At 36.0% G+C, this 25,751-nt stretch carries 13 protein-coding genes; all 13 read left to right on the top strand.

The window, feature by feature from the left end; genetic code table 11:
* The first annotated feature begins 90 nt into the window (after positions 1-90).
* Entirely contained in the window at positions 91-3,225 is a 3,135-nt protein-coding gene (locus FEM21_RS00100) for a DUF6298 domain-containing protein (protein ID WP_035656564.1), read from the top strand.
* 2 nt (positions 3,226-3,227) lie between these two features.
* Positions 3,228-4,640, top strand: a complete 1,413-nt coding sequence (locus tag FEM21_RS00105) for a glycoside hydrolase family 140 protein (RefSeq protein WP_236353468.1) — start codon at positions 3,228-3,230, stop codon at positions 4,638-4,640.
* Between the two features lie 181 nt (positions 4,641-4,821).
* Positions 4,822-6,393: a glycoside hydrolase family 28 protein gene (locus FEM21_RS00110; RefSeq protein ID WP_035656569.1), complete on the top strand. Its 1,572-nt coding sequence runs from the start codon at positions 4,822-4,824 to the stop codon at positions 6,391-6,393.
* Between the two features lie 99 nt (positions 6,394-6,492).
* Positions 6,493-7,410 (top strand): glycoside hydrolase family 43 protein, encoded by a 918-nt coding sequence (locus FEM21_RS00115; RefSeq protein WP_035656570.1) that lies wholly within the window; start codon positions 6,493-6,495, stop codon positions 7,408-7,410.
* Entirely contained in the window at positions 7,410-9,275 is a 1,866-nt protein-coding gene (locus tag FEM21_RS00120) for an exo-alpha-sialidase (RefSeq protein WP_035656571.1), read from the top strand. Before FEM21_RS00115 ends, FEM21_RS00120 begins: the two co-directional genes overlap by 1 nt.
* A gap of 76 nt (positions 9,276-9,351) precedes the next feature.
* Positions 9,352-12,123, top strand: coding sequence for a glycoside hydrolase family 78 protein (locus FEM21_RS00125; RefSeq protein WP_035656572.1), 2,772 nt, complete (start codon positions 9,352-9,354; stop codon positions 12,121-12,123).
* A gap of 10 nt (positions 12,124-12,133) precedes the next feature.
* Positions 12,134-13,561: a prolyl oligopeptidase family serine peptidase gene (locus FEM21_RS00130; RefSeq protein ID WP_035657046.1), complete on the top strand. Its 1,428-nt coding sequence runs from the start codon at positions 12,134-12,136 to the stop codon at positions 13,559-13,561.
* Positions 13,545-16,022 carry a glycoside hydrolase family 95 protein gene (locus FEM21_RS00135; RefSeq protein WP_035657048.1) on the top strand — a complete coding sequence of 826 codons (2,478 nt, stop codon included), beginning with the start codon at positions 13,545-13,547 and terminating at the stop codon, positions 16,020-16,022. The genes FEM21_RS00130 and FEM21_RS00135 overlap by 17 nt, the downstream gene beginning before the upstream one ends.
* 187 nt (positions 16,023-16,209) lie before the next feature.
* Complete coding sequence (locus FEM21_RS00140) at positions 16,210-17,778, top strand: MGH1-like glycoside hydrolase domain-containing protein (protein WP_035656575.1); 1,569 nt, start codon at positions 16,210-16,212, stop codon at positions 17,776-17,778.
* Positions 17,779-18,003: 225 nt separating this feature from the next.
* The gene (locus tag FEM21_RS00145; RefSeq protein WP_035657049.1) at positions 18,004-20,754 is read left to right on the top strand and encodes a glycoside hydrolase family 78 protein; all 2,751 of its coding nucleotides are present in this window, start codon (positions 18,004-18,006) and stop codon (positions 20,752-20,754) included.
* 94 nt (positions 20,755-20,848) lie between these two features.
* Complete coding sequence (locus tag FEM21_RS00150) at positions 20,849-21,994, top strand: sialidase family protein (RefSeq protein ID WP_035656577.1); 1,146 nt, start codon at positions 20,849-20,851, stop codon at positions 21,992-21,994.
* A gap of 78 nt (positions 21,995-22,072) precedes the next feature.
* A complete protein-coding gene (locus FEM21_RS00155; protein WP_035657051.1) occupies positions 22,073-22,966 on the top strand; it encodes a sugar phosphate isomerase/epimerase family protein in 894 nt (297 codons plus the stop codon).
* 43 nt (positions 22,967-23,009) lie between these two features.
* A complete protein-coding gene (locus tag FEM21_RS00160) occupies positions 23,010-25,733 on the top strand; it encodes an alpha-d-galacturonidase (RefSeq protein ID WP_035656579.1) in 2,724 nt (907 codons plus the stop codon).
* The last annotated feature ends 18 nt before the right edge of the window (positions 25,734-25,751 follow it).

Here is a 25,751-nt window from a genome sequence, read left to right on the forward strand (position 1 = left end):
ACAGAATAATCTAGGATATCATAAAAAGGATTCTTTTAGAACAATATTAAAAACCACTTTAACGTGAATTTTATAAAACTTAAAAATAGAATGATAGCAAAACAGGATTTAATTTTTATCTCCTGTTTTGTTTTGTTATTTAGTTTCGCAGATAGTTTTGCTCAAAATAACTTTCCTACTATAACTAAAGACAAGTCAGGAAAAGTAATTAGAACTGAGGATAATTTAGGAAACCAAATTCCGGATTTTTCATTTGCGGGTTATCGAGCTGGAGAAAAAGCAATTCCTGCTGTTACTGTAAAAGCATTTGTACCAGTAGTTTCAAATGATGCTACTGCTACAATTCAGTCAGCAATAGATTATGTTTCTTCGCTTAAAGCAGATGCAAATGGTTTTAGAGGGACTGTACTTTTAGACAAAGGAATTTTTAAGGTTTCAGGAGTTATTAATATTAAAACAACGGGTGTTGTTTTAAGAGGAAGCGGAGCCGGAAATAACGGTACTATTATCCTCGGAACAGGAACTAATAGAGAAGCAATTGTTACTATTTCAGGAATTAACAATCGTGTTCTAAAAGATAAATTTCAACTGGCAAATGAGTTTACTCCTCTTGGAGCTACAACATTGACTTTAAAAAACGTAGCTACAATTAAAAACGGTGATCATATTATAATTAATACTCCGATTAATCAGCCTTGGATTGATAAATTAGGAATGGTTGATTTTGGAGCCGAAACCGGATGGATAGGCTGGAAAAAAGATGATTTTGTTATTCGTGCCGATAGAGAAGTAACTCAGATTCAGGGAAACAAAATAACTATTGATGCTCCATTGACGAATGCTTTGGATGAAAAATTATCTCCATCAGAAGTGGTTGTTTATAATTGGACAGGTCGAATTAATAATGTTGGTGTTGAAAATCTAAAGTTAAAATCAGATTTTGATACTACAAATCCTAAAGACGAACAACACCGTTGGCACGGAATTTCGATTCAAAATACCGAAGATGCCTGGGTAAGACAAGTTAATTTTGAACAATTTGCCGGTGGTGCAGTTTCGATATTAAAATCTTCTAAAAGAATTACTGTTGAAGACTGTATTTCGTTAAATCCAATTTCAGAAATTGCTGCTTTTAGAAGAAACACTTTTTATACCGAAGGTCAGCAAACTTTATTTCAGCGTTGTTATTCAGAATATGGATATAATGATTTCGCAGTTGGCGGATATGCTACAGCAGGACCAAATGTCTTTTTACAATGTCAATCGTATTTGCCGTATAGCTTTAGTGGTTCAATTGGAAGCTGGGCAACAGGAATTCTTTTTGACGTAGTTTTAATTGACGGAAATGCCATTAGTTTTAAAAATAAAGAACAGGATGCACGCGGATTAGGATGGAATGTTGCTAATAGTGTAATCTGGGAATCTTCGGCTTCTAAAATTGAAAACTATAGTCCGCCTACGGCTCAAAACTGGGCTTTTGGTGTTTGGGCGCAATGGGCAGGAAACGGACATTGGGCTGATGTCAATAATCATATTTCGCCTAGAAGTTTGTACTATGCTTTGTTAGAACAACGTTTGGGCAAGTTACCTATGACTGCTCAAATTTTAGATTTAGGTACAGAACCTTCTTCAAGTCCTACCATTGAACAAGCCAGAATTCTTACTGCAGAGTCGTATAAAAAACAAACTACGCTAAAAGAATGGATTGAACAGGCAGCAACAAGAAATCCAATTACTGTTGATTTTTCGAAAGCTAAACGAATTGCTGAAGTTAAATCTGAGACCAAAGCAATTGAAAATAATTCCGAAAAAATAGCCATCAAAAACGGACTTTTAATTTCGGATAAAGGATTATTGGCCGGTGAAACTATTGATATTCCGTGGTGGAGAGGTAGTTTACGCGAATCGGAAATTGCTAAATCAAGACCACATATCACTCGTTTTGCACCAGGACATTATGGTGTGGGTTATACGGATCATCTGTCGGAAACAGTTCAGTTTTTAGTTGATAATAACAAAGTGGCTTTAGATCATAATTATGGTTTATGGTACGAACAACGTATGGCCGATCATGAGCGCATTCGTAGAATGGATGCTGATGTTTGGGCTCCTTTTTACGAACAGCCTTTCGATAGAACTGGTCAGGGAACAGCTTGGGATCATTTGAGTAAATACGATTTGACAAGATTTAATACCTGGTATTGGGACCGATTAAAGACTTTTGCTGATTTGGCTTTGAATGAAAATAAGATATTGATGAACGAACAATATTTTCAGCATAATATCTTAGAAGCAGGAGCGCACTGGTCCAGTTCACCTTGGCGTCCGGCTAATAATATCAATAACACAGGACTTCCTGAACCGCCGCCTTATATGGGCGATAAACGAATTTTTATTGCGGAGCAATTTTATGATGTTAAAAACGAAAATATCAAAAAATTACACCAGGGTTTTATCGAAAAAAGTTTAGATAATTTTAAAGATAATCCTAATGTATTGCAGTTTACAAGTGCCGAATATACAGGACCTTTAAGTTTTATGCAATTTTGGTTAGACGTTACAGCTAGTTATAAAAAATCAAATCAAAGCGAATCTAAAATTGCTTTGAGCGCTACTAAAGATGTTCAGGATGCTGTTTTAAATGATGCTGCAAGAACTAAAATTGTAGATGTAATTGATATTAGATATTGGTATTACAAAGAAGACGGAAGTTTGTATGCTCCTGAAGGTGGAAAAAACTTAGCACCAAGACAACACGCCCGCCAAATGAAAGTGGGTAAAGAAACCAACGAACAAACCTATAGAGCGGTTCGTGAATACAGAGATAAATATGCTGATAAAGCGGTTATTTATAATACTCCGGGAGCGAATAGATTTGGTTGGCCGGTTTTAATGGCCGGAGGTTCATTGCCTGCACTTCCTAAAATTAGTATTGCAGGTTTTTATGAGTCATTGGCAAACATGAAAACTGCACAGGAAGAGGATTACAACAGTGCTGTTTGGTCTTTAAAAGATAATGGTGAAGCCTATCTTTTTTATCTGCAAAAAGGAAATCAGCTTAGTGTTGATTTATCAAATTATAAAGGAACTTTTGAAGTTTATTGGATCAATCCTGAAAACGGAAATCAAATTGCGAAAGAAACTATTTCAGGAAAACAAAATCACATATTGAAAGTTCCGGGAGGAAAAGAAACTAAAATTGTAGCATATATTAAAAAGAAATAAAAATGAAAATCATGATTTCTAAAAAGAAGATAGGAAGAATAATTACTCTTGTAGGATTGAGTTTAGTTACTGTTTCGGCTAAGGCACAGAACACGGCAAAACCTTTACAAAAACTTCAAATCAGTGCCAACAAGCAGTATTTTCAAACAGAGGATGGAAAACCATTTTTCTGGTTAGGAGATACAGGCTGGCTTGCTTTTAGTAAACTGGATAGAGAAGGAGTAAAAAAATATTTTGAAGATCGAAAAGCCAAAGGTTTCAATGTTGTTCAGGTTATGGTTTTACATAATTTGAATGCTGTAAATGTGTATGGTGCTCCGGCATTAATGAATGATAATTTAACACATCAGATTACTTCGCCTGGTAACGATCCAAATAATGCTTCTGAATACGATTATTGGGATCATGTAGATTATACTCTGGATGTAGCGCAAGAAAACGGAATTTATGTTGCAATGGTTCCTGTTTGGGGTACAAATGTGAGTAAAAAAGACAGTAAGGTAACAAAAGCTCAGGCTGAAAAATACGCTAAATTTTTAGCAGACAGATATAAAAAACGTACTAACGTAATTTGGTTAAACGGTGGTGATACTAAAGGAAATGAATTTCAGGACATTTGGAATGCCATTGGAACTACTTTAAAAACATCTAATCCAAATCAATTAGTAACTTTTCACCCATTTGGAAGAACAGATTCATCTGAGAATTTCCATAACGCAAGCTGGTTAGATTTCAATATGTTTCAATCAGGACATAAAACTTATGCTCAGGAAACAGATCCTACTGCTTTTAAAGAAGACAATTACAAATTTGTTTTAAGAGATTTAGAATTAAAACCTAAAAAACCAACGCTTGACGGAGAACCATCTTATGAAGGAATTCCTCATGGTTTACATGACACTTTACAGCCAAAATGGAATGCTAATGATGTACGTCGTTACGGATATTGGTCGGTACTTTCTGGAGCGGCAGGATATACATACGGACACAGTGCTGTAATGCAGTTTTTCAGAAAAGGAGATAATCCGGCTTACGGGAATAAAGTACTTTGGAATGATGCAATAAATGATACTGGAGCAGGACAAATGATTTATATCAAGAAATTGATAGAGGAATTCCCTTTTACTGAAGGTGTTGCCGATGCTTCGATAATTGCTAATCAGGGTAAAAAATACGATTATTTACCAGCGATAAAAGGTAAAAAATATGCTTTGATTTATACTTATAACGGAAGAAAATTAGCTGTAAATCTTGGTAAAATAGAAGGAAATAAAGTGACTGCAAGCTGGTACAACCCAAGAAACGGAGAAAAAACAGAAATTGGAGTTTTTGATAACAAAGGGAAAAAAGAATTCCAGCCTTCCGGGAAAAAAGAAGATGGAAATGACTGGGTTTTGATTTTAAAATCAAAGTAACTAAAAATAATTTACCATTAAGAGATTAAGAAAATTAAGCTGGATGCTTAATGAAACTTAAATTTATTTAGAGGATTAAGATACAATACTTAATTTAACTTAATGCTCCTTAATGGTTTAATTGAAATAAATATCCTCCCGATAGTTATCGGGACTGCGTGCCAAAAAATAAATAAAAACTATGAAAAAAATACTATTTATACTCTGCTTCATTATAGGATTTCAAACCGCTTTCGCTAAAAATGAAGGATGGATTAATATTGTAAATGCAGGAGGAAACAATAAAGGAATTCTTTGTACTGAGGCAATTCAAAAAGCAATTGATAAAGCTGCTGCAAATGGCGGAGGAACAATTTTCTTTCCGGCAGGAAATTATTTAACGGGTCCTTTAAAATTAAGAAGCAACATCTGTATTTATGTTGATGCAGGAGCTGTATTGAAGTTCTCAGATAATTTTGATCATTATCTGCCTTATGTAGAAATGCGTTACGAGGGAATAATGATGAAAACGTTTTCACCGTTATTTTACGCTAAAGATGCCGAAAATATCAGCATCAAAGGAAGAGGTATTATTGACGGTCAGGGTAAAGCATGGTGGAATGAAGTATACAGAATTGAAACTGCCAAAGGTCCAATTCCAGAAACCAAATACCAAAAAATGTGGACTGAGCAAAACAAAGGAATTGAGTATGAAGCTTATTACAAAAGAACGATTGATAAGCACTTTTTCAGACCTTCTTTTTTCCAGGTATTAAACTGCAAGAATATTTTAATCGAAGGAGTTACTTTTCAAAACTCTCCTTTCTGGACCATAAATCCTGAGTTTTGTGATAATATAACTATTACCGGAATTACAATTTTCAATCCGCATTCTCCTAATACAGACGGAATCAATCCTTCTTCTTGTAAAAACGTACATATTTCTAATTGTCATATCAGCGTGGGAGACGATTGTATTACTATTAAATCAGGTAGAGATGCCGATGGTAGAAAGTACGGTATAGCTACTGAAAACGTAACGATTACCAATTGTACTATGCTAAGTGGTCATGGTGGTGTAGTTATTGGAAGTGAAATGTCGGGCGGAATTAAAAAAATTACTATTTCAAACTGTGTTTTTGACGGAACCGACAGAGGAATCCGTTTGAAATCAGCTCGCGGTCGTGGTGGTGTTGTAGAAGACATTCGTGTAGATAATATTGTAATGAACAATATTAAAGAAAACGCAATTATTATGGACTTGTTCTATGATAAATCAAGTAAGGAAGAACCGGTTTCTGAAAGAACACCTGTTTTTAGAAATATTCATATCAGTAATTTAACAGGAACTAAAGTTAAAAAAGCTGGAACTATCAATGGAATTACCGAAATGCCAATTCAAAATATTTCGTTTTCAAATATAAACATTCAGTCTGAAGACGGATTTACATTGAACACAGCTGATAATGTAGAATTCCACGATGCAAAAATTACAACATCAATGGGTGCAGCATTTAAAATCGAAAGCTCATCTAACCTGATTTTAGATAATGTAGCTACTATGAAACCATTGAAAAATGTTCCTTTAATTAAGTTAACAGATGTTTCAAATACAATGATTACTAATAATTTTCCAATGTTTGCTACCGATGTTTTCTTAGAAGCTGATGGTGCAAAAACAAAAGGAATTTACTTGAAAAATAATGTGCTTAATAATGTTTCAACTGCTGTTAAAGCTGGAGCAAACTTAGATAAAAAAGCAATTGTAGAATAGAGGTATATAATCCTGCAAGGTTTTTAAAGCCTTGTAAATATTTGATAAAATCCTATCTGTAATTTCAAAGAAGGTCTTGCAGTTAGAAAAAAGTTAAACATGAAAAAAATCATAATTATACTAATAGTTGGCTTTTCGGTTTTGAGTTGTTCTAATTCAAAACAAGCGTATTTGTTTACCTCTTTTAGAGAGCCGGCAACTGATGGATTGTATCTGGCTTCGAGCGAAGACGGCTACCATTGGAAAGATTTAGGAGGGCCTTATTTAAAACCTGAAGCAGGAAAAAGCAAAATCATGCGTGATCCTTCAATTGTTAAAGGAAAAGACAATGTTTATCACATGGTTTGGACAACTGATTGGAAAGGTGGCGACGGTTTTGGTTATGCCAGTTCTAAGGATTTAATCCATTGGTCAGAGCAGCAATACATCCATGTGATGAAAAACGAACCAGAGGTAGTTAATGTTTGGGCTCCCGAAATTTTCTATGATGATGAACAGGATCGATACATTATCATTTGGGCTTCGACTATTCCATTTAGATTTGAAAAAGGAGTAGAAGAAGAAAGAAACAATCACCGTATGTATTATGTAACGACTAAGGATTTCAAAACTTTTTCGGATACCAAATTGTTTTTCGAACCTGGTTTTAGCGTGATTGATTGTGTGATTGTAAAAAGAGCTAAAAACGATTATGTTTTGGTTTTAAAAGACAATACCAGACCAATGAGAAACTTAAAAGTTGCTTTTGGAAAAACACCTATAGGACCATTCGAAAATATTTCTGATCCTTATACCGATTATCTTTCAGAAGGACCTACAGTTTTAAAGAAAGATAATGATTGGTTGATTTATTACGATAATTACGGAGCTAAAAATTACCAGGCACTTCGAACTTCTGATTTTAAAAAATTTGAAAACATAAGTTCAAAAATTCAACTTCCGGAGGGACATAAACACGGTACGATTACGACTATTTCAAAGAAAACGTTGAAATCTTTAATTGAAAATAAAAAATAATGAATACAATTCTAAACATAAAGAACAGCATTTTAATAGCAGCCGTTACAATCGCAAGTTGTACTACAGTAGTTGCACAAAATGATACCGTACGTTATGTAGGTAAAACACTTTCTAATGTTGATTACCATCATGGTCAATTGAGTCCTGCTGTGGGAGTTCATGCTACGCAAATTATGCGTGCCAGCCGTGAGCATCCTGAAAAAGCAGATGGTTTTGGATGGACTTACAATCACCAGCCGATGATGGCTTATTGGAACAATACTTTTTATTTACATTATTTGAGTGATCCTTCAGGAGAACATATTCCGCCGAGTCAGACTTTGATTATGACTTCTAAGGACGGAAATAACTGGACAAAACCTAAGGTTATTTTTCCTATTTACCGTATTCCTGACGGATGGAAAAAAGAAGGTGTTGAAGGAGTTGCTAAAAATCTGGATGCCATCATGCACCAGCGTATGGGATTTTATACCTCTTCGGATAAAAAATTGTATGCGTTAGGTTATTACGGAATTGCCATGGATGAAAAAGACGATCCAAACGACGGAAAAGGTATCGGTCGTGTGATTCGTGAGATTAAAAAAGACGGTAGTTTTGGCGAAATTTATTTCATTCGATACAATAAATCCTGGGATAAATCAAAATCGGCATTTCCGTTTTATACGCAATCAAAAGACAAATTTTTGAAGAAAGCCTGTGCTGAAATTCTTTCAAAGCCTTTGGTTTTACAACAATGGGTTGAAGAAGCTGATCGCGATGACGAATTAATTCCGTTACAAAAACCATACAAAGCCTTTAGTTATTACCATTTGCCAAACGGAAACGTAGTTGGACTTTGGAAACACGCTTTAACTTCTGTTAGTAAAGATGGTGGGAAATCATGGGAATACATGCCGTTAAGAGCGCCTGGTTTTGTTAATAGTAATGCTAAAATTTGGGGACAAAAAACTTCAGATAATCGTTATGCAACAATCTATAATCCTTCAGAATACCGTTGGCCATTAGCTATTTCAACTTCTGATGATGGTTTGAATTATAAAGATTTATTATTGGTTCACGGAGAAATCAGTCCTATGCGTTACGGAGGAAATTATAAATCAGCAGGACCACAATATCCTCGAGGAATTACTGAAGATAACGGAACTCCTCCTGATGGAAAACTTTGGGTAAGTTATAGTGTGAATAAGGAAGATATCTGGGTGGCTTCGGTTCCCGTTCCGGTAGTAAGTACAGTGGCAGCTAATGTAAATGACGTTTTTAATAATCTTCCAAACGGAGATGAATTGAAAATGTGGAATACGTACAGTTTGTCTTGGGCTTCAGCCAAAATCGAAAAGAAAGAAGACGGCGTAAAATGGCTGACTTTACGTGACCATGATTTGTTTGATTATTCTCGTGTAGAGCGTGTGGTTCCTTTTGCACAAAAAATGGAAGCTACTTTTACTGTTAAGCCTGAGCAAAATAATCATGGCCTATTACAGGTTGAATTTCAAAATCGTCAAGGACTTCCAGCAGTACGATTAGTATTTGATGCTAATGGTGAAATAACAGCAAAAAATGGTGCCCGTTCTGGCGGAGTTGCTAAATATGAAGCTGGAAAAGAATATACCGTTACGGTTAAACTGGATGTAAAAACACGTTCTTACACTGTAAAAGTAAATGATGGCAAAGAATCAACACGTATTTTTTATGCTCCGGTTGATGGTTTTGAGCGCATCATGTTCCGTACAGGTGAACAACGTTACACGCCAAATCCGGATACCGCTCCGGATACCGAAGATTATGACGATTTAAAAAACACCGGAATGGAAATTCCAGAAGCGGTGTTCAATATAAAATCATTGGTTACAAAGAAATTATAGATAATTTTTACCATTAAGGGATTAAGAGAATTTAGCAATATGCTTAATACCTTAATGGTAATTAAAAAATTACAAAGTGAATATTACAAAATCCATATTATCCTTCATTTTCCTTTTTTTGACTTTCATTTCAAGTGGACAAATTGCTGTTCAAAAGCTGACTTGTGAGCGTGCTGAAAATTCATTGACGATTAATCCAAATCAGGTTCGGTTCAGTTGGAAATTAGTTTCTCAAAAAGAAAATAATTCTCAAAAAAGTTATGAAGTTTTAGTCGCTTCTTCGGCAGAAAAACTGAATAAAAATCAGGGAGATATTTGGGCTAGCGGAAAAGTAAATTCTAATCAGAGTCAGCTTGTTGTTTATAAAGGGAAAGCTTTAAAAAACGGAAGCCAGTATTTTTGGAAAGTAAAAGTTTGGGACAAAAACAACAAAGAATCTAAATGGAGTCCGACAGCTTTTTTTAGAACTATTCCAACACTTGCTGATTTAAACCCAACCTGGATTGGGGCTATTACTAAAGCGAATAGTCATTTGCCGGAAGGCAGAAATATGCATACTGCCACTTTCAATCGAGCTAAAAAAGATTCGTACATCAATGCTTCCGATTCGTTGTCGAGAAGAAGTATCATGTTGCGCAAGTCGTTTTCTTTGGATAAAAAAATCAAAGAAGCGGTAGTTTATGTTTCAGGTCTAGGTCATTATGAATTGACAATTAACGGGAAAAAAATTGGAAATAGTGAGTTTGCACCATTGTGGACAGATTATGACAAAACGGTTAATTTCAATACTTATCTTTTATCGAATTCGGATTTGATAAAAGGTGAAAACGCCATCGGTGTACTTTTGGGTAACGGAATGTACAATACGCTTGAAGCTAGATATACGAAGTTTTTTGTGAGTTTTGGACCGCCAACGTTGTTTTTTCAAATGAAAATTAAGTATGAAGATGGTTCAGAAAAAGTCATAAAATCCGATGCCAGCTGGAAATACAGTAAAAGCCCGATTACTTATAACAGCATTTTTGGAGGTGAAGATTATAACGCTAATTTAGAGCAAAAAGGCTGGGATACACCTAATTTTAATGATAAAAATTGGAAGGATGTAGTGGTTCAGGAAGCGCCAAAAGGAATTTTAACAGCACAAACAGCAACACCAATTACTATAAATAAAACCTATGCGGTAAAAGAAAGCAAGGAGTTAAAACCGAATTTCTTTATTTTCAATATGGGACAAAATCTTTCGGGGTTCCCAAATGTGAAAGTGAAAGGGAAGAAAGGACAAAAAATCCAGCTTTGGGTAGGTGAAGGTTTAAATGATGACGGTACTGTAAGTCAGGGAAGATCCGGAAAACCATATTATTTTGAATATACTTTAAAAGGTGATGGTGTTGAAACCTGGAGACCTAAATTTAGTTTTTATGGTTACCAATACATTCAGGTTGAAAATGTTAATTACAAAAATGAAAAAGACGCTAATTTGCCAACGATAGTTGATTTAGAATCGAATTTCATTTACAATTCAGCTGGTGAATCCGGAACTTTTGAATCGTCAAATGATCTTTTCAATAAAGCACATTGGTTAATCAACAATGCAATAAAAAGTAATTTTCAATCGGTATTGACGGATTGTCCGCACCGTGAAAAATTAGGCTGGTTAGAAGAAATTCATTTGAATGGACCAGGATTGATGTTCAATTACAATATGGAGAATTATTTTCCTGCGGTGATGCATAATATATCTGATTCGCAAAGAGATAATGGTTTAATTCCGTCGATTGTTCCGGAATATGTGGTTTTTGGTGGTGACTTCACCGATTCGCCAGAATGGGGAATTACAGGAATTATTTTGCCTTGGATGCAGTATGAATTCTACGGAGACGCCTCTTTATTAGAAAAGTATTATCCGATAATGAAAAAGTACGTGGATTATTTAACCAGCAAATCAACTAATCATATTGTATCGCACGGTTTGGGAGATTGGTACGATTATGGTGATCACGCTGCTGGTTATGCTAAAAATAGTCCGATTGCACTTTCGGCAACTTCGCATTATTACTATGGTGCTTATTTGACAGCTAAAGCAGCAAAAATGCTAAACAAGTCAGATGATGCGGCAAAGTATGGAACTTTGGCTTCAGAAATTAAAACGGCTTTCAACAAGGAATTCTTTAATCCTGAAACCAAGCAATATGGAACCAGCAGTCAGTTTAGTAATGCCGTTCCGGTTTTTATGGATATCGTTGAACCGCAATACAAAGATGCGGTAATGCAAAATTTATTGGCTGATATCAAAGCAAAAGGAGACCGATTGACTACGGGTGATGTAGGAAATCGTTATTTATTTCAGGCATTGGCACAAAACGGTCAAAACGAGGTGATGTACAAAATGAACAATCATTATGATGCGCCGGGTTATGGTTTCCAAATCAAATTTGGCTTGACCACTTTAACCGAGCAATGGGATCCAAGAAAAGGAAATTCATGGAATCACTTTATGATGGGGCAAATTGAAGAATGGTTTTATCAAAGTTTAGGCGGAATTGTTCCTGATGAGAAAAATCCGGGATTCAAACATTTCTTTATTCAGCCAGAGGTTGTAGGCGAAATGACTTTTGTAAAATCAAGTTATGAATCGGTGTACGGAAAAATTGTTTCTAACTGGGAAAAGAAAGACAATGTTTTGATTTTAGAAGTTGAAATTCCGGTTAATACAACTGCAACAGTAAAATTACCAGTTGCTAAAACTGCAGTTGTTAAAGTAAATAAAAAGGACGTAAAAGTAGGTTTTGACGGAAAGAAACCAACTTTAGAATTAGGTTCAGGAAAATATACAATTGAATGTAAATAAATCAATGCAAATGATGAATAAGAAATACATAGTAGCCTTATTATTTTCAGTTTTGCTGATGCCATTGTCGAATGCGCAAACATCAAACTCGGATAATAATTACCGTGGACTAATTACCGAAACGGTTCAAAAAATTGCTACTATTTTTAAGGTGACTATTAATGATAAAGACGGCTTGCTTAAAGGGAAAGAACTGGATTATGCCGATTGGAGAATTCGTCAGGGAAATTTAGATGTTTCATTAACCGCTGTTTTGTCACCTTTTGATCTTACATATTTTAAAGAAAACGATTCGACTTATAGAATCAGAAAATTTGAATATGCCCGTAGATCGGCTGATATTGGTCAGGAACGTTTAACTTATTTGGCTAATTTATATCCCAATTTAAAAACCTGGGAAACCAGAAAAACCGATTTGAAGGAATGCATTCGTACGGCCATTGGTTTAGACAAAGCGCCGGCAATACCTAAGAAAAAACCAATATTGACTCCTGTAAGGAAATATAAAAATTATACCGTTGAGAATATTGGTTTAGAAATCATTCCGGGCGTTTATGCAACAGGTTCTATTTATAAACCTTATCCGTTAAAAGGAAAAGTGCCGGTGGTTATTACGCCTAATGGGCATTTCGGTGACGGAAGATATCGAAAAGACGAGCAATATCGTTGTGCAGTTTTAGCTCAAATGGGTGCTGTGGTGGTTAATTTTGACTTGTTTGCCTGGGGCGAATCGACTTTACAATTTGATGCTACTTTACATAGAAATAGTATTGCTCAAACCATTCAGGTTTTAAGTGCAGAGCGATTATTGGATTACATGTTAACACAAAAATACATTGATAAGAATCGAGTGGGAGTTACCGGAGGTTCTGGAGGTGGATCGATGACCATGTTTTTGGCGGCAATTGATGACAGGATCAAAGTTTCGGTTCCGGTGGTAATGACTTCTTCTCATTTTGTGGGCGGTTGTCCTTGCGAAAGCGGTCGTGGATTGCACCTTTGTGGCAACGGAACTAATAATGCAGAAATTGCGGCTATGGCAGCTCCAAAAGCACAGTTGATTGTTTCTGATGGGAAAGACTGGACAGTAACAGTGCCTGAATTAGAATTGCCTTTTATTCAAAAAACTTATTCGCTTTTTGGTAAAAAGAATTTGATTGAAAATGCTCATTTTCCAAATGAAGGGCACGATTATGGCTTGTCAAAAAGAATGGCGATGTATCCGTTTATGGCAAAATATTTAAATTTGGATTTGAAAAAAGTACAAAACGATAAAGGCGAAATTGACGAATCGACTTGTGTTATTGAACCTTATGAAAAATTATATGTTTTTGGTAATAAAGCAGAAAATTTGCCTAAAAATGCTTTAAAAGATATTAATCAATTGTATGCCCTTTTTGGCGAAAAAAATGAAAAAGTTTATGAAGTTAAGAAATAATATAGCGAGAATAATATTTGTATTATCGGCTTTTGTGGTAACGTTTACATTCCAAGCGCAATCAAAATCTGATTTAAAACTTTGGTACAATAAACCCGCAGCTATCTGGAACGAAGCCCTGCCTTTGGGTAACGGTCGTTTAGGAGCGATGGTTTTTGGAGATCCGTCTATCGAACGTTTGCAGTTGAACGAAGAAACTATTTGGGCTGGTTCGCCAAATACCAATGCGCATTCAAAATCACTGGAAGCTTTGCCGATAGTTCGAAAATTAGTTTTCGAAGGCAAATTCAAAGAAGCTCAGGATATGGCAACCCGCGATATTATGTCGCAAACCAATGACGGAATGCCGTACCAGACTTTTGGAAGCGTTTATATTTCATTCAACGGACACAACGATTATAAAAATTACTACAGAGATTTAGATATTTCTAATGCAACTGCTTCGGTGCAATATGAGGTAGATGGTGTGACTTACAAAAGAGAAGTCCTGACTGCTTTTTCTGATCAGGTTATTGCAGTGAAATTATCGGCAAGTAAAGCCGGAAAAATTACTTGTAATGTAATGATGAACAGTCCGATTGATAAAACGGTTTCTTTCTCTGATAACAACGAAATTGTAATGACCGGAACGGGAACTAATTTTGAAGGAGTAAAAGGAAAAGTGAAATTTGAAGGTCGCTTGACAGTTCAAAATAAAGGCGGGAAAGTAACTTCTAAAAATGGCGTTTTAAGCATCAACGGAGCTGATGAAGCGACTTTATATATTTCGATTGCAACCAATTTTGTTGATTATAAAACTTTGGATGAAGATCAAACTCCAAAATGTAAAAAATATTTAGCAGCGGCTTTACCTAAAGATTTTGAAACCATTAAAAAGAATCACATAGCTTTTTATCAAAAATATTTTGATCGTGTGAGTTTAGATTTAGGTTCAAATGCTAATGCAAAGAAACCTACTGACGAACGTATCCGTGATTTTAAGAATCAATTTGATCCGCAACTGGCAGCGATGTATTTTCAGTTTGGACGTTATTTATTGATTTCGTCTTCACAACCTGGAGGTCAGCCAGCCAATTTACAAGGAATTTGGAACGATATGGTGTCACCGCCTTGGGACAGTAAATACACGATGAACATTAATGCTGAAATGAATTATTGGCCGGCTGAGTTGACTAATTTGTCTGAATTACACGAGCCGTTTATCCAAATGGCAAAAGAGTTAAGTGTAACAGGTGCTGAAACGGCTAAAACAATGTACAATGCCCGTGGATGGGTTTTGCATCACAATACTGATATTTGGCGTATAACAGGACCGGTAGATCAGGCAGCTTCGGGAATGTGGCCTACAGGTGGTGCCTGGGTTTGTCAGGATTTATGGGAACGTTATTTGTATTCAGGTGACAAAAAATATCTGGCCGAAATTTATCCAGTGATGAAAGGAGCTGCTCAGTTCTTTTTAGATTTTATGATTCAAGACCCAAATACAGGTTATTTGGTGGTAGTGCCTTCAAGTTCGCCTGAAAATGTTCATGCGGGAGAAGATGGAAAATCGACTATTGCTTCGGGAACAACGATGGATAACCAATTGGTTTTTGATTTGTTTACCAATGTGATGAAAGCTTCAGCTTTGGTTTCGCCAGATGCAGCTTTTACTAAAGAATTGAAGGAAGCTTTGGCAAAAATGCCTCCAATGAAAGTGGGTAAACACAATCAGTTACAGGAATGGCAGGAAGATTGGGATAATCCAAAAGACAATCACCGACACGTTTCGCATTTGTATGGTTTGTTTCCATCTAATCAGATTTCGCCAATCAAAACACCGGAATTATTCGAGGCTGCTAAACAATCATTGATTTACAGAACCGATGAATCTACAGGATGGTCAATGGGTTGGAAAGTGAATTTATGGGCTCGTTTATTAGATGGAAATCATGCTTATAAATTAATTCAGGATCAATTGCATTTGGTTACTGCCGATCAAAGAAAAGGAGGAGGAACTTATCCGAATATGCTTGATGCACATCAGCCATTTCAAATTGACGGAAACTTTGGATGTACTGCCGGAATTGCCGAAATGTTGATGCAGTCTCAGGAAGATGCTATTTATTTATTACCAGCTTTACCAACAGTTTGGAAAGACGGAAGCATTAAAGGTTTGGTTGCTCGCGGCGGATTTGTAATCGATATGGAGTGGAAAAACAATAAGGTTTCGACTTTAAAAATATATTCAAAATTAGACGGAAACTGCCGATTGAAATTGGAAAATTCATTGAAAGCAGACAAAGGTGTAACTTTGGTAAAAGCAAAAGGTAAAAATGCAAACCCATTATTTTATGAGGTAGAAGTAAAAAAACCGATTGTTTCGAAAGAAGCGAAGCTGCCAAAGGTAAAATTACCAAAATACAATGTGTATGATGTTACGATGAAAGCAGGACAGACCTATACTTTTTACGGGAATTAATGATGGTCATTGGGAGGAACGAAGCAATCGTATAACGAGAGATTTTACATAATCTTTGTTTTTCCCCTCCATTGGAGAGGTGCCCGCAGGGCGGGGTGGGAACAAATGTCTTGAAAAAACACCTAGCGCGCCACGGCGGGCACCCCTCTTAAAAAGAGGGGAATGACAAAACTTAAAAAAATAAAACATGTTACAAAAATTTAAATACAAACTCCTTGTTTTTGGACTAGCAATCGCTGCTTTGAGCAGTGCCTGTAAATCGACTTCCGTTTCGTCTAAAAAAACGAAAGGAGTGGTTTTGCAAAGTCAAAATTTCAAACATTATGTTGATTATTTCAATACGATGGAAGATGAGAATTTGAAATTTGCTATTCCTAATGACAGTTCGTGGACGTGGATGGAAAAGAACATTCCGTTGTTTGAATGTCCGCAGCAAAATTTTGAAGAAATCTACTATTACCGTTGGTGGACGGCTCGAAAACACATCAAGAAAACACCACTGGGATATGGAATTACCGAATTTTTGGTCGATCGTTCGTATGCTGATAAATACAATCTGATTGCTTGTGCAGTAGGACATCATATCAACGAATTCCGCTGGGTGCACGATCCAAAATACATTGAGCAGGACGTGAAGATTTGGTACCGAGGAAATGAAGGAAAACCAATGAACAAATTGTATAAATTCAGTAGTTGGACTGCCGATGCGCTGTACAATCGTTATTTGGTAAACAAAGACGAAAAATTCCTGTTGGATTTGTACCCGGATATGGTAACCGATTATGCTGTTTGGGAAAAGGATCGTCAGCGTAAAGACGGTTTGTTTTGGCAACACGATGTAAAAGACGGCATGGAAGAATCTTTGAGTGGTGGCCGAAAAGTACAAAATGCACGCCCAACAATTAATAGTTATATGTTTGGAAATGCCATGGCGATTGCTAAAATGGCGTCTATGAAAGGAGACAAAGAAGTAGAAGCTACATTTAAAGCCAAAGCTGATGTTTTGAAACAATTGATAGAAACCAAATTGTGGAATAAGAAAAGTGAATTTTTCGAAACCTTTACTGAAAAAGATACTTTGGCGCAGGTAAGAGAAGCTATTGGATTTATTCCTTGGTATTTTAATTTGCCAGAGCAAAATAAAGGTTTTGAAAAAGCATGGGAACAAATTAAGGACGAAAAAGGATTCTCTGCTCCATTTGGTTTAACAACGGCAGAAAGAAGAAGTCCGCGTTTTAGAACTCACGGAACCGGAACCTGTGAATGGGATGGTGCGATTTGGCCTTTTGCGAGTTCACAGACTTTGACAGCTTTAGCCAATGTTCTGAATAATTACAATCAAAGTTTCGTTGCCAAAACGGATTATTTCAAACAAATGGAATTGTATGTACAGTCGCAATATTATCGTGGAAGACCATACATAGGTGAATATCTGGACGAAACGACTGGTTATTGGTTAATGGGCGACAAAGAAAGAAGCCGTTATTATAATCACTCGACTTTTAACGATTTGATGATTACGGGATTAGTTGGTTTACGCCCAAGGGCAGATGAGAAAATTGAGGTAAATCCGTTGATTCCACAGGAAAAATGGGATTGGTTTTGTTTGGATAATGTGTTGTATCACGGAAATATCATTACGATTCTTTGGGACAAAACAGGAGAGAAATACCATAAAGGAAAAGGTTTCAGAATTTATAAAAATGGAAAGGAAATTGCCGCTTCTGAAAGATTAGAGAAATTAGTTGGGGAATAAAAATGCAGCGAGCCTATGGCTCTTATTCTTTTGTTTTGCTTTATGAACTGGACTAAAGTCCAGCCTTACAAAATAAATCGAGCCGATGGCTCTAGAACGTTGAGATAAAAGTAGAGTTCCGTAGGAACGATTTATTTTGTAGCAACGGATTTTAATCCGTTGATTATAGTGTTAAAAAATCTGTTTAATCTGCAAAATCTGCGAGAGCAAAAAAATAAAAATAAAATGAAAAAGTTTTTTTTACATCTTACATTAATCGTTACACTTTTTACATTTTCGGCGCAAGCCCAAAATAAAATCAGCGTTACGAATTTACAATGCGAAATGCTGAACAATCCGGAAGGAATTGACGTTTTAAAACCTCGTTTGAGCTGGAAAATAAAGTCGGATGTAAACGATGTAAAGCAAACGGCCTATCAAATTCTTGTGGCTTCGACTTTAGAAAACCTGAATGCAAACAAAGCTGATTTATGGGATAGCGGAAAAGTAACCAGCAATGAATCGGTTAATGTTGTTTATAACGGAAAAAAGCTGAGTGACCGACAAAATGCTTTTTGGAAAGTAACGGTTTTTACGAATAAAGGCGAAATAAAATCTACAGAAAAAGCACATTTCAGCATTGGTGTTTTAACCTATGCCGACTGGAAATCGACGCGTTGGATTGGTTATGAAAAATTATCGAAAGATGATAGTATTTCGCAGTATTCTAAATTGTCAGCGCGTTATTTGCGAAAAGAAATTGATTTGAAAAAACAAGTCAAAAGCGCTAAAGTTTACATTATGGGAATGGGCTTGTATGAGCTGTACATTAACGGAAATAAAATAGGCGATCAGGTTTTGGCTCCCGTTCCAACGGATTATACCAAAAACGTAAAATACAATGTTTTTGATGTGACTTCGCAATTGAAAGAAGGCAAAAATATGCTGGGAACGATTTTAGGAAACGGACGTTTTTTTGCCATGCGTCAGGATTACAAACCTTATAAAATCAAATCTTTTGGTTTGCCAAAAATGGCTTTGCAGCTATTTGTAGAATATATCGATGGAAGTAAAGAAGTAATCAGAACCGACGATACTTGGAAATTAACTACTGAAGGACCTATTTTATCCAACAATGAATACGACGGTGAAGAATATGATGCCCGCAAGGAAATGAAAGGCTGGGCGACGACTAATTTTGACGATAAAAACTGGGTAAATGCCAGATACGTTCAGGAACCGGGCGGTTTTTATGAAGCGCAAATGACGCCGAATATGAAAATCATGGGTGAGGTAAAGCCAATTTCGATTAAAGCTACCGCCAAAGGAACTTATATTCTGGACATGGGTCAGAATATGGTGGGCTGGCTGCAACTGAAAGTTAAAGGAAAAAGTGGCGACAAAATCACGATGAAATTTGCAGAGTCTTTACAAGCAGACGGTTCGTTGTACATTGCCAATTTACGTGATGCCAAAACTACTGATGTTTATACACTGAAAGGTGGAGCAGAAGAAATTTGGGAACCACGTTTTATATTTCACGGATTTAGATTTGTAGAAGTTTCAGGTTTTCCAACTAAACCAACATTGGATAATTTCATTGGAAAAGTGGTGTATGATGATATGAAAACTACCGGAACATTCGAATCTTCGGATGCGACGATGAACCAGATTTTCAAAAATGCCTGGTGGGGAATCAGCGGAAATTACAAAGGAATGCCGATTGATTGTCCGCAACGAAATGAGCGTCAGCCTTGGTTGGGAGACAGAACCACAGGTGCTTATGGTGAAAGTTTTTTATTCAACAATCAGACTTTGTATGCTAAGTGGCTGGACGATATCAAATATTCGCAAACACAGGATGGCGGATTGCCAGATGTTGCGCCTGCTTTCTGGCGTTATTACGGTGATAATGTAACCTGGCCGGGAACTTACATCACAGTTGCGGATATGTTGTATCACCAATTTGGAGATCAGGAATTGATTAAGAAGCAATATCCAAATATGAAAAAATGGATGTTGTATATGGAAGAAAATTATCTGGAAAATGATTTAATGAACAAGGATAAATATGGCGATTGGTGCGTTCCGCCGGAATCATTGGAATTAATTCGTTCTAAAGATCCTGCCCGTTTAACTGATGGCGAATTGATTTCGAGTGCGTTTTATTATCAGCTTTTGGGCATAATGAAAAAGTTTGCCAAAATAGCAAATGCTGATGCCGATATTGCCCATTATGGTGATTTAGAAACAAGAATTAAAAAAGCATTCAACGCTAAGTTTTTTAATGTTGACAAAAACACTTATGCTAATAATACAGTTACGGCTAATCTGTTGCCTTTGGCTTTCGGGATTGTTCCGGAAAATGTAAAAGACAAGGTTTTTCAAAATATGGCTCACGAAGTGGAGGTGACTAAGCAAGGACACATCAGCACGGGAGTTATTGGAACACAATTTTTGATGCGAACACTTACGAACTTTGGAAGAGGAGATTTGGCTTTCAAATTAGCATCTAACAAAACTTATCCAAGCTGGGGCTTTATGGTCGAAAATGGTGCCACCACTATTTGGGAATTATGGAACGGAAATACAGCTGATCCATCGATGAATTCTCAAAATCACGTGATGCTTTTAGGCGATTTACTGATTTGGTATTACGAAAATATGGCAGGAATCAAGAGCAATCCTGAAACTCCGGGTTTCAAACAAATCATTATGAAACCAGATTTTAATGCAGGACTGACTTTTGTAAATGCTTCTTATGAATCGATTTATGGTTTAATCAAAAGTGATTGGAAGAAAAATAAAAACACTTTAGAATGGAAAATTACTATTCCGGCGAATTCTTCGGCATTAGTGTATTTGCCAACCGTGAATGTTTCGGATGTAAAAGTGAATAAACAAAAAGTGGATAAAAATTCTAAAATAGAGAATAATAAAACGGTTCTTGAATTGCCTTCGGGAACTTACCAAATTAATGTAAATAATATAAAATAATAATGATGAAATGAGCATATTCAAAAATTGGTCGTATAGGCCAATAATGATATGCAAATTACATTTGACCTTAAAAAACAATAAATAGTAACATATGAAAACCTTAAAGACAAGCCTTCTCATTTTAACTCTAATACTTTTTGCAAGTTGTAAACCGGCTTTGGAGAAAAAGACATGGAAAGAGGGAATTTTAGTAGATCAGTTTATATTCGATAAAGCACCTTATCCTTCTTGTCATTCAGTAACAATTGTAGAAGCAACTAATGGGGATTTAGTTTCGTCTTGGTTTGGTGGTACACACGAAAGACATCCTGATGTTTGTATTTATGTAGCTATAAAACCAAAAGGAAGTGATAAGTGGAATGAGGCTGCAAAAGTTGCCGATGGTGTAATGCCCGATGGGAAAAGATTTCCAACCTGGAATCCCGTGTTGTACCAAATTCCGAATGGCGATTTGATGTTGTTTTACAAAATCGGACCAAAACCGTCAGAATGGTGGGGTGTGTTAAAAAGATCTTCTGATGGAGGAAAAACCTGGTCAGAAGCTGAAAAAATGCCTGACGGATTCTTAGGACCAATCAAAAATAAACCAGTTTTATTGAGTAACGGAAATTTATTATTGCCATCAAGTACTGAAGGTAATGGTTGGCATTTACGTATGGAGTCAACTCCTGATTTTGGAAAAACCTGGGTAATGGGGGATACCATTTCAAGAGGTAAAAAACAAATTAATGCTATTCAGCCAAGTATCCTTTTCCATAAAGACGGAAGCATTCAGGCTATTGGTAGAACCAGAAACAGAGCTGTTTTTAGTACATTTTCTAAAGATAACGGAAAAACCTGGTCTGAACTAGAATTAATAGGATTGCCACAAAATAATTCAGGAACTGATGCTGTGACTTTGAAAAACGGTAAACACTTATTAGTGTACAACCACGTTTTACCTCCGGGAAATGAGGCTAAAGGTCCAAGAACACCATTAAATGTTTCTATTTCTGATGATGGAATTAACTGGAATGCGGCTTTAGTTTTGGAAGATTCTAATATCAGTCAATATTCGTATCCGTCAATGATTCAAAGTAAAGACGGAATGGTACATATTGTGTACACCTGGAGACGTCAGAAATTGAAATACGTAAAGGTAGATCCTAAAAAATTGAAAGCGTTACCAATTAAAAACGGTATTTGGCCAGGTGAAGAAGGAAAAGTAGTGAAAGCAGTAAAAGCCGAAGAAGAATAAGATTTTAAATTTAACTAGTAAGAAAGTTAAGTTTCATTAAAAAGGAACTTAATTTTCTTAATGGTAAAAAATACTAATATGAAATTAACCTATTTTAAAAGAAATATCATTGTTTTATTTCTTGCTGTTTTGTGCAGTACTTTTAACAACGAAGCTGTTGCACAATCAGTAAAAAATCAACGTTATAAAGTTGCGGTATGTGACTGGATGATTTTAAAAAGACAAAAGCTGGGTTCGTTTGAATTAGCAAGCCAGATTAAAGCTGACGGAATCGAGCTGGATATGGGTGGTTTAGGAAACCGCGAAACGTTTGACAGCAAATTAGCCGATCCTGTTGAGGTAAAAAAGTTCAAGGATAAGTCCAAAGAATTCAATGTAGGCATTTCATCAATTGCAATGTCCGGTTTTTACGGACAGTCATTTGCCAAACGTGAAACCGTAAAATTGATGATTCAGGATTGTGTAGATGCTATGAAAACCATGAATGTAAAAGTGGCTTATTTACCATTAGGAAATCAATGCGATTTGAGAAAAAATCCTGAATTACGTCCGGTAATTATCGAACGTTTGCAATGGGCTGCTAAACAAGTGAAAAAAGTAGGCGGAGTTATCGCTATCGAAACAACCTTGGATGCCGCTGACGAAAAAAAATTGCTGAAAGATATTGGTTGCAAACAAATCAAGATTTCGTTTAATTTTTCGAATGCTATCGAGAATAAAAAAGATATTTCAGAAGAACTTGCCATTTTAGGCAAAAAACACTTGGCTCAAATTCATGCATCAAATACTGATGGTTTTTGGTTAGAAAAAGATCCGGCTATTAACATGCCTAAAATCAAAGCCACTTTAGACAAGATGAACTGGAAAGGCTGGCTGATTGTGGAACGTTCCCGTGATACCACAGATGTATATAACGTAAAACGCAATTACGGAGCGAATGTCGCTTATTTGAAGAAAATTTTTCAGAATTAGTATTTCATAATACTTAATTCTAGATACTTAATACTTATAAAAAATGAAATATTTAAGCTTACTTTTTTTAGTACTTTATGTCAGTTTTGCATCTGCGCAAAATGTTACTATTGTTCGTGATGCCAATGCACCAAGAGCACAATTTGGTGCCGAAAAATTATCAGAAGTTGTAACAGCAAAAGGACTTAAAGTAGTTTTTGCTGACAAAGCACCTAAAAAATCAAAAGGCAAAGTAATCGTAATTGGTGAAAAAGGAACTGATTTCTGGAACCAAAATACTAAGAATGCAAAAATTGAGGATAGTAAATTAACTAAGAAAGAAGGTTTTCAAATTCGTTCTCAAAACAACATTATTTTTATTGAAGGTTTTGATGCTTCGGGAACTTTATACGGCGCTTTAGAATTGGCTGACCGAATTAAAGCTTCCGGAATTCCATCAGAAATTAGTGTCGATGACAGTCCGGAAATGGTGTTGCGAGGAACTTGTATCGGGATGCAAAAAACAACCTATCTTGAAGGTCGCGGTGTTTATGAATATCCATATACTCCGGAATCTTTCCCATGGTTTTATGATAAAGCACTTTGGACAAAATACCTGGATATGATGGTTGAAAACCGCATGAATTCCTTGTATTTATGGAACGGACATCCATTTGCTTCCTTAGTAAGATTAAAAGATTATCCATTTGCTGTTGAGGTAAGTGATGAAACTTTTAAGAAAAACGAAGAAGTATTTAAATTCCTGACAGAAGAAGCGAATAAAAGAGGAATCTGGGTAATTCAAATGTTTTACAACATCATTCTTCCTAAGCCTTTTGCAGATCATTACAACCTGAAAACTCAGGAAAGAGAACGTATTATTACGCCATTAATTTCCGATTATACTCAAAAGTCAATCACGGCTTTTATCGAAAAATATCCTAATGTTGGTTTGTTAGTATGTTTGGGCGAAGCGATGAATACAGTTGAAGACGATATTAACTGGTTTACTAAAACCATTATTCCGGGTGTGAAAGATGGAATGAAAGCTTTAGGAAAAACTCAGGAACCACCAATTATTTTGCGTTCGCACGATACGGATGCTCCGGCGGTAATGGCGCAAGCTTTGCCATTGTATAAAAATCTATATACAATGAGTAAATATACTGGAGAATCGTTGACAACATATACTCCTGGCGGACCTTGGGGTGAAACACACAAGCAATTGAGTTCTTTGGGTTCAATTCATATCGAAAATGTGCATATTTTGGCAAATTTGGAACCTTTCCGTTATGGTTCACCTGATTTTATCCAGAAAACAGTTCAGGCAATGCACAACATTCATGGAGCGAATGCGTTGCATTTGTACCCACAAGCTTCGTATTGGGATTGGCCTTATACGGCTGATAAAACTGACAAACGTTTGCTGGAAATGGAGCGTGACTGGATTTGGTACAAAGCATGGGCACGATATGCCTGGGACAGTAAAAGAGAACGTAATCTTGAAATTGGTTATTGGGATAAGCAATTCGAAAAGAAATATGGTACAGACTCTGAAGCCGGAAAAAATATTCTGGAAGCTTATGAGCAAATAGGCGAAATAGCTCCTAAAACATTAAGACGTTTCGGAATTACCGAGGGAAATCGTCAGACTTTATTGTTAGGAATGTTTGAAAGTCAATTAGTCAATCCGGCTAAATGGCGTGTGTATCCTGGATTCCACGAATCTTGCGGACCTGTAGGTGAATTGCTTCAGGAATATGCTAAAAAAGAATGGAATAAAGAGGCGCATATTGGTGAAACGCCAACACAGATTATTAAAGAAATTGTACAGCACGGAAAAATAGCTGTTGAAGCGATTGATAAAGCGGCTCCTTCAGTTACTAAAGAAAAAGACGAATTTAATCGTTTGAAAAATGATGTGTATTGCTACAATGCATTTGCAAATTGTTTTTCTGAAAAAGTCGAAGCTGCTTTGTTAGTTTTAAGATACAGTTATTCTAATGATATTGTCGATTTAGATAAAGCCGTTCCGCATTTAGAAAAATCGTTGGAATACTTTGAAGAGTTGGTGAAACTAACAAAAGATACTTATTTGTATGCTAATAGTATGCAAACGGCACAACGTAGAATTCCTATTGGTGGCGATGACGGGAATAACAAAACATGGGCGGAATTATTACCTCATTACGAGCGTGAGTTGGCTAATTTAAAAAGAAATATTAGTCTTTTAAAAGATGCTAAAAACGGAAAAGTAAAACAAAAAACAGTTGCGCCTTGGAAAACAGCTAACGTTACTTTGTTAAGTCCAAAATCAAGTTCTTATAATGTAAAAGCAGGAGTTAAAGTATATGGAACTGCTATTTCTGAATTGGTAAAAGTAGCTCCGGAACTTCAAAATTTAAAAGGAATTTCATTTGTTGAAGATGAGCAAAATGCCGAAGGAACGACACTTAAATTTAAGAATGCTGCTCCGGTAAAATTGGTAGTAGGTTATTTTAATTCTGATCAAAAAAGATTTTTATTTCCGCCAAGTTTAGAGACAAATGCAGCAGGAAACGAAATGGGTGAAGCCGAAGTAATCCTGGCAAATGCGATAAATTTAAAAGAATTACCAAGGGTAAATATTCACACTTACACGTTTAAAGCTGGTGAAAACCAATTGAATTTAGGTAAAGGAAAAGTACTTATTTTAGGCTTTATTGATGCCAACCAAAAAATTGAACCTCGTGATGTAGGATTCATAGATGCTGGTGAAAAAGAAGCCGTAGACTGGTTATTTTACTAAAAAAAATGTAAACTTTAA

The organism is Flavobacterium seoulense, from assembly GCF_000695795.1.
Classification (GTDB): domain Bacteria; phylum Bacteroidota; class Bacteroidia; order Flavobacteriales; family Flavobacteriaceae; genus Flavobacterium; species Flavobacterium seoulense.